Source organism: Dietzia maris, from assembly GCF_014144855.1.
In the GTDB taxonomy this organism is placed as follows: domain Bacteria; phylum Actinomycetota; class Actinomycetes; order Mycobacteriales; family Mycobacteriaceae; genus Dietzia; species Dietzia kunjamensis.
This window is the reverse complement of sequence record NZ_JAALDN010000286.1, coordinates 1-6,016: the sequence shown is the minus strand read 5'-3', so window position 1 is coordinate 6,016 and position 6,016 is coordinate 1. Positions and strand designations below refer to the sequence as shown.

The window sequence follows — 6,016 nt, the reverse complement described above, 5'->3', positions numbered from 1 at the left end:
CACGGTCTCGGGCCGCAGCCGCATGCCCAGCCACGTCTCGGGCGGCTGCGCCGGCGACGGGCCGAACCGCTCCACCGCCGCGGCCCACACCCGGCGTCTGCCCGGCGGGGCGAGTTCCGCCGTCGCGAGGTCGTTGGTCCAGGCCAGGAGCTTGAGGTACTCGCTGCGGGCGTGATAGCTCGCCAGGTGCTCGTCCCGATCGGTCGGCTCGGCCACCCCGGTGACCGTGAGTTGCCGCGCCCGGTCGGCGGACACCACGACCAGCGTCGCGCGCGGATCGGCGGCCAGGTCCAGGGCCTTCTGGGACCGCGAATCGGTGTGGAACGTGGGCCCGTCGGTGGTGGCCCCGGAGACCAGCAGGTGCCGACAGTGCGGGGTCCCGTCCGGGCCGACCGTGGCCAGGACCCCCAGCGGCGGGTCCGCCGGGTCGATCGACAACCACGCGACCATCGCCTGCAGCGGGTCATCGGCGGGGCCGGGCATGGTGACCACGGGCATCTCGACGGCGGTCACAGTGCACCTCCCGTTACGGTGGCCGCGGCGGTGACGGTGGCCGCGGCGGACACCCCGCGCGCCGGGTCGAACTCCTCGATCTCCGCGAGCGCGGCGGCCACGGTCTCCACGTGATCGGCCACCAACCGCCGGCCGGTCTCGGCGTCGGCCCCGGTGGGGTCGCCGATCACCCCGGTGTCGGACAGGTCGTCGGCCAACCAGCCGAACCGCACGGGGCCGGTGAACCCGATGTGCTGGCACACGGCGATCCCCGCGGGGACCCTCGCCTCGGCCACCGACATGTCGACGAGCTCGGGGTGCAGATGCAGCATCATCGACGTCTCCGCCCACCCGGCGTGGATGCCCATCCCCAGTTCGGTGGGGCCCGGGACCGCACGCCCGGCGTAGAGGAAGGTGCGCAGCCCGAACCGGCGGCGCAGTTCGCGTAGCGCGACCTCGAGCAGCGCCGAGTTGCCGCCGTGGCAGTTGACGAACAACACCCGGGTGAACCCGCTCGCCCGCAGTGCCGAGCCGAGCTCGACCACCTCGCGCATCAGCGTCTCCCCGGAGATCCACAACGCCCCGGCGAGGTTGGCGTGTTCGTCGCTCTTCGTATATCCCAGCGCCGGCATGAGCCAGGCGTCGACGCCCGCCTCCGCCGCGGCGGCCACCGCGTGGGCGGCCACGTGCTCGGCCACGAGGAGGTCGGTCGCCAGCGGCAGGTGCGGACCGTGGGGTTCGATCGCCCCGGCCGGGATGACGGCGACGGGGTCACCGCATCCGACCCGGCCCGCCTCGACGGTCGTGAGTTCGGCGTAGCGCCGCTGCGGCCCGATCACGCCTCCCACCGCCCGGGGTTGAGCAGGCCGAACGGGTCGGTGCGGGCCGCCAGCGCGCGGACGGCCTCGGTGCCGTGGTCCACGCGGTACTGGTGCGGCGAGTGCACGCGCACCCCCAGCTCCTCCAGCTCAGGCACACCCGCGTACGCGGCCTCCGGCGAGATGTAATGACCGTTGAGCATCCCGAACATGCGCCCGTGTCCCGCCTCCAGGTGCAGGGTCCCGCCCGGGTAGACGGCCTCCACCTCATCGAGGCGTTCCACCAGGGCGTCACCCTGGCACTCCATGTGAAACCAGGTGTCCGGCTCGGCCTTCTGCAGCCAGTGGGTGGGGTGGTTGTAGGACAGGGTCGAGACCTTGATCGTCTCGTTGACGCCCGTGCGGACCGCCTCGACCACTCCCCCTGCACCGTCGATGATCGCCCGCACCTCGTCTACCGCGGCGGCGTCGACGATCGCCCGCAGGCTCGCCCGGCCGGCGGGGATGGCCTCGTCGGCGGGCAGGCACGAGGACACGTGGGCGCCGTCCGCCGAGCACAGGCGCGGCGCCGGCTCCACGAGATGGACCCGCCGCACCGCCGCGAACGCGTCGTGGTGGTCGTCGAAACTCGCGTACACGCACCGCCAGTCCTGCAGCGGTTCGATCCGCACCGTGGCGCGCACGATGATCCCGGCGACCCCGTAGGTGTGGACGAACGGCTGGGCGTCGGCACCCTCCAGGTGCACGATCTCGGCGTCCTCGTGGGCGAAGACCACGTCGAGCGCCTCGACGAACCCCTGGTGGTTGCGGCCGTGCACGATCGTGCCGGTGCCCGCCGACCCGCCGGCGAGGAACCCGCCGAGGGTCGACTGCACGGTGGACGGGTACATCCACAGCTGACTGCCGTGGTGGGAGGCCAGCCGCTTCTCGAGGGTCAGCATGCGGACCCCGGCCTCGGCGGTGACCACGCCCGCCCCCGTGTCCACGTGGTCGACGCCTCGCAGCGCGGTCAGGTCCAGGACCAGCCCGCCGTGCAGCGGGACCACCTGGCCGTAGTTGCCGGTGCCCTTGCCCCGGGAGGTGATGGGCACCCGTCGGCGGACGGCCGCGCGGACCACGGCGGGCACCTGCTGCACGTCCGTCGGTCGGCACACCACCTCGGGCCGGCCGATCGGCCACTGCGCCCGCAGGATCGGGCTGAGGTAGGACCCGTCCACCGACGCCTTGTCCAGGGCGCGGTCGTCGGTGTGCACGGCATCGGGACCGAGCAGGTCGAGCAGGTCGTCGACCAGGCCGGCGACGTCTGCGGTGGATCCGGGCGATCCGGTGGGAGTGGCGGGTGCGGTGGAGGTCGCGGTCACGAGGGGCTCCGATCGGGTGCGGGGGCGGCGGGAACTGAAGGGGTGAACCGGGCAGAGGAGCCGGATCAGTTCATCCCGATGGCCGGGTCGATGAACTGGTTGGTGGCGACGGTCCCGGGCGAGACGTCCTCGGCGATCGCGACATCGGCGGCCTCGTAGACGCCCTTGACCTTGGCCACCATGTCGGCGAGGCGCTCGTCGTCGAAGTCACCGATCGTGGCGTTGGGTCCGTTACCCACCAGTTCGCGCTCGAGCATGGCCTCGACGGCGAAGTCGGCCAGCTCCGAGCTGTAGACCCAGCCGGTGTTGAACTGCTCAACGGCGTCCACGATCACGGCGTTGGTGCGGGCCGGGTCCTCGAAGTACTCGACCTCGGCCTGCTGCAGTACGGGCACCAGCTTCTCCAGGCACGCCGCACTGTCCTCGAGCTCGGCGCTGCGCACGGCCATCATCGACTTGTAGATCGGGTAGCCCAGGTCGTGGAGCAGCTGGTACTTCACCGGCTTGCCCCATTCGGCGACCTCGTTCTCGTAGATGAACGGCTCGGCGCTGGCGAAGCCCTGCTGGGCGACCGCACCGCCGGAGGCGACGAAGTTCGAGGGCGAACCGTCGTAGCTTCCGTCGACCTGGGCGGGGTCGAGGATGCCCTCGCCGAGGAGATAGTCCATGTAGGCGTTGCCCTCGAAGTACAGGACCCGCGTGTTCTCGTCCTTGAGGTCGCTGACGGTCTCGACGTCGGGGTAGGTCTCGGGGTCCCACATGATCATCTGCGGATTGATGTCCAGCGGTGCGAAGACGCCGATGGTGGGGTTGTTCAGCGAGTTCTGGACCGCCTGGTCGGCGTCCACGTAGCCGAGCATGATGTCGGTGTCCTGGTACATCTGCGCGGTGACCTGCTGAAAGCCGATCGCGGGGCCGCCGGCCCGGACCTCCACGTCCACACCGGTGTACTCACCGGAGGCGAACAGCGGCCCGGAGACCGACTTGGCGCCGGCGTCGATGGTCGGCTCCGGTCCGAGGAGTTCGTAGAGGTGGCCGTGCTCGGCCTCGGGGTTCCAGTCCGTCTGGACCACGACCTTCTCGGGGCAGACCTCGCTGAGGTCGACCGCGCCGATCTCCCCGCTGTATCCGGAAGAGGCCTCCGCGGACTCGGAACCGCCGCAGGCGGTGAGCGTGACGGCGCCGAGGGCGCAGAGCGCGGCCACGGAGACGGCGGTACGGGGGGCGGTGGTGCGTCGCATGGGAACTCCTGGGTGTGGGTGACGGAACGACGAGATGGGAGCGAGTGCTGTATTGATGTGATCAATAAAGAAGAGTGAACCGCTGCCGTGTTTCAGTGGTGTTGCGGGTTCGGTCGGGAGTCGTTACGGCTGGTCGCCGGGGGTTACGACTAGCGGTCGGCGTCCGGGTTGTACCAGCGCCCCACGACCTTCCGGGACAACAGACCGAAGAACAGGAACACGGCCACGCCGAGCAGGGAGGCCAGGATGATCGAGGCGAACAGTTCCGGCGACTGCAGCCGGGCGCGGAAGGTGTCGATGAGGATGCCGATGCCCGGGTCGCCCTGCTTGAAGAAGAAGTCGCCGACGATCGCACCGACCACCGACAGGCCGGCCGCCACGCGCAGGCCCTCGAACAGGGCGGGCAGCGCCGCCGGGGCCTCGAGCTTGCGCAGCACCGTCAGGCGCCCGGCGTGGTGGAGCGTGAACAGCCGGCGCAGGCCCGGGTCCACGGATTTGAGACCGAACAGCGTGTTGGACACGATCGGGAACAGCGCGATCAGCACGCACACGAACACGCGGGCGGTGAACCCGAAGCCGAACCAGAAGCCGATCAGCGGCACCAGCGCGAGGATCGGGATGCACTGCAGCACCACCGCGTACGGGAACAGCGAGCGTTCGGCCCACTTCTCCTGGCTCATGATGATCGCCCACACGACGCCGATCACGAACGCGATCGCCAACCCCGTCAGCGCGACGGTCGCGGTGCGGCCGAGCGCCTCGAGCATGCCCGAGATGCTGGGCCCGAACAGCCCGTCGGTGACCACCACGTGCGGCGCCGGCAGCAGGAACCGCCGCGACGGCTCGAGCACCCCGTAGCTCACGAAGTACCACAGGCCCAGCACCGCAGCCAGGACCGCCAACGGGCCGCCGTAGCGGACCACGGGCCCGTCGGCCGAGAAGCGGAACCGGGAGCGGGCGGGTCCGGCGGCGGGGGCTCCCCCGGCCGGTTCGGCTACGGGGCCCGGGCCCACGCCGGCGGCGGTGACCTTGTCGTCGTCGTGGTCGTCGTCGTGGTTTTTCACGGTCGCGCGGGCGGTGATTCCGTTCATCAGTGTGCCTCTCATCAGTGCGCCTCCTCGAGTGCCTGGGAAACCTCGCCGACGAGGTTCATGTAGTCCGCCGTGTAGCGGATCTCGGGGTCGCGGTCCGGGCCGAACGGCACATCCACCGAATGGGTGATGCGCCCCGGCCGACCGGACATCACCACCACGCGCGTGGACAGGTACACCGCCTCCGCGACCGAGTGCGTGATGAACAGCCCGGCGAACCGCTTGGTCGCGAACAGCCCCAGCAGCTCGTCGCCGAGGCGCTGCCGGGTGATCTCGTCGAGAGCGCCAAACGGCTCGTCGAACAGGAACAACTCCGGGTCGAGGGTCAGCGAGCGGGCCAGCGAGACACGCATCTTCATGCCGCCCGACAGCTCCCGCGGCAGCGACTTCTCGAACCCGGCCAGGCCCACCAGCTCGATCGCCGCCGCGGCGCGCTCACGGCGTTCGGTGCGGCCGATGCCGTCGAGCTCGGCAAGCATCTCCACGTTCTGCTCGACCGTCCGCCACGGCAGCAGGGTCGCGTCCTGGAAGACGTAGCCGATGCGGTCGGTGCCGGTCTGCATGTAGCCGTCGGTGTGGGTGGCGAGCCCGGACGCGAGGCTGAGCAGCGTGGACTTGCCGCAGCCGGACGGGCCCACGACGCTGACGAACTCTCCGGCGCGGATCCGCAGGTCCACGCCGTCGAGCGCGCGGGTGCCATTGGGGTAGGTCACTCCGACGCCGTCGAATCCGAGGATCTCGCTGCCGGGCCGGGCGGCCTGCGCCGCCCGCATGTCGGTGGGTGTGGTCATCGGGTCTCCTCGTAGGTGGGTGTCCGTGGGTGGGTGGTGGGGGCTTGGTCGTCGAGCAGCGCGACACCGGGGTCGACGACGACGAGGACCTCCCTCTCCGCCACCACGCAGCCCGCCCGCAGCACGATCCGGTCGGGTGGCGCGTCGGCGATCACGTCGTCGAGCCCGCCCGCCCGGACCAGCAGCAGGTCGGCCCGGAGGCCGGGCGAGGGGCCGGCGGGC

At 71.1% G+C, this 6,016-nt stretch carries 6 protein-coding genes and 1 pseudogene; all 7 read right to left on the bottom strand.

The window, feature by feature from the left end:
- On the bottom strand, positions 1 to 513 hold a 513-nt coding region (locus G6024_RS09925), incomplete at its 3' end, for a pyridoxamine 5'-phosphate oxidase family protein (RefSeq protein WP_159148613.1).
- Entirely contained in the window at positions 510 to 1,340 is an 831-nt protein-coding gene (locus G6024_RS09920) for a creatininase family protein (protein WP_159148612.1), read from the bottom strand. The genes G6024_RS09925 and G6024_RS09920, both read right to left, overlap by 4 nt.
- Positions 1,328 to 2,671: an FAD-binding oxidoreductase gene (locus tag G6024_RS09915; protein ID WP_159148611.1), complete on the bottom strand. Its 1,344-nt coding sequence runs from the start codon at positions 2,669 to 2,671 to the stop codon at positions 1,328 to 1,330. The genes G6024_RS09920 and G6024_RS09915 overlap by 13 nt, the downstream gene beginning before the upstream one ends.
- Positions 2,672 to 2,736: 65 nt before the next feature.
- Positions 2,737 to 3,912 carry an ABC transporter substrate-binding protein gene (locus tag G6024_RS09910; RefSeq protein WP_159148610.1) on the bottom strand — a complete coding sequence of 392 codons (1,176 nt, stop codon included), beginning with the start codon at positions 3,910 to 3,912 and terminating at the stop codon, positions 2,737 to 2,739.
- A gap of 149 nt (positions 3,913 to 4,061) precedes the next feature.
- On the bottom strand, positions 4,062 to 5,018 hold the full coding sequence (locus tag G6024_RS09905) for an ABC transporter permease (RefSeq protein ID WP_235027846.1): 957 nt from the start codon (positions 5,016 to 5,018) through the stop codon (positions 4,062 to 4,064).
- On the bottom strand, positions 5,018 to 5,794 hold the full coding sequence (locus G6024_RS09900; protein WP_159148609.1) for an ABC transporter ATP-binding protein: 777 nt from the start codon (positions 5,792 to 5,794) through the stop codon (positions 5,018 to 5,020). Before G6024_RS09900 ends, G6024_RS09905 begins: the two co-directional genes overlap by 1 nt.
- Positions 5,791 to 6,016: pseudogene (locus G6024_RS09895) on the bottom strand (hypothetical protein); the annotation flags it as partial. The pseudogene G6024_RS09895 and the gene G6024_RS09900, both read right to left, overlap by 4 nt.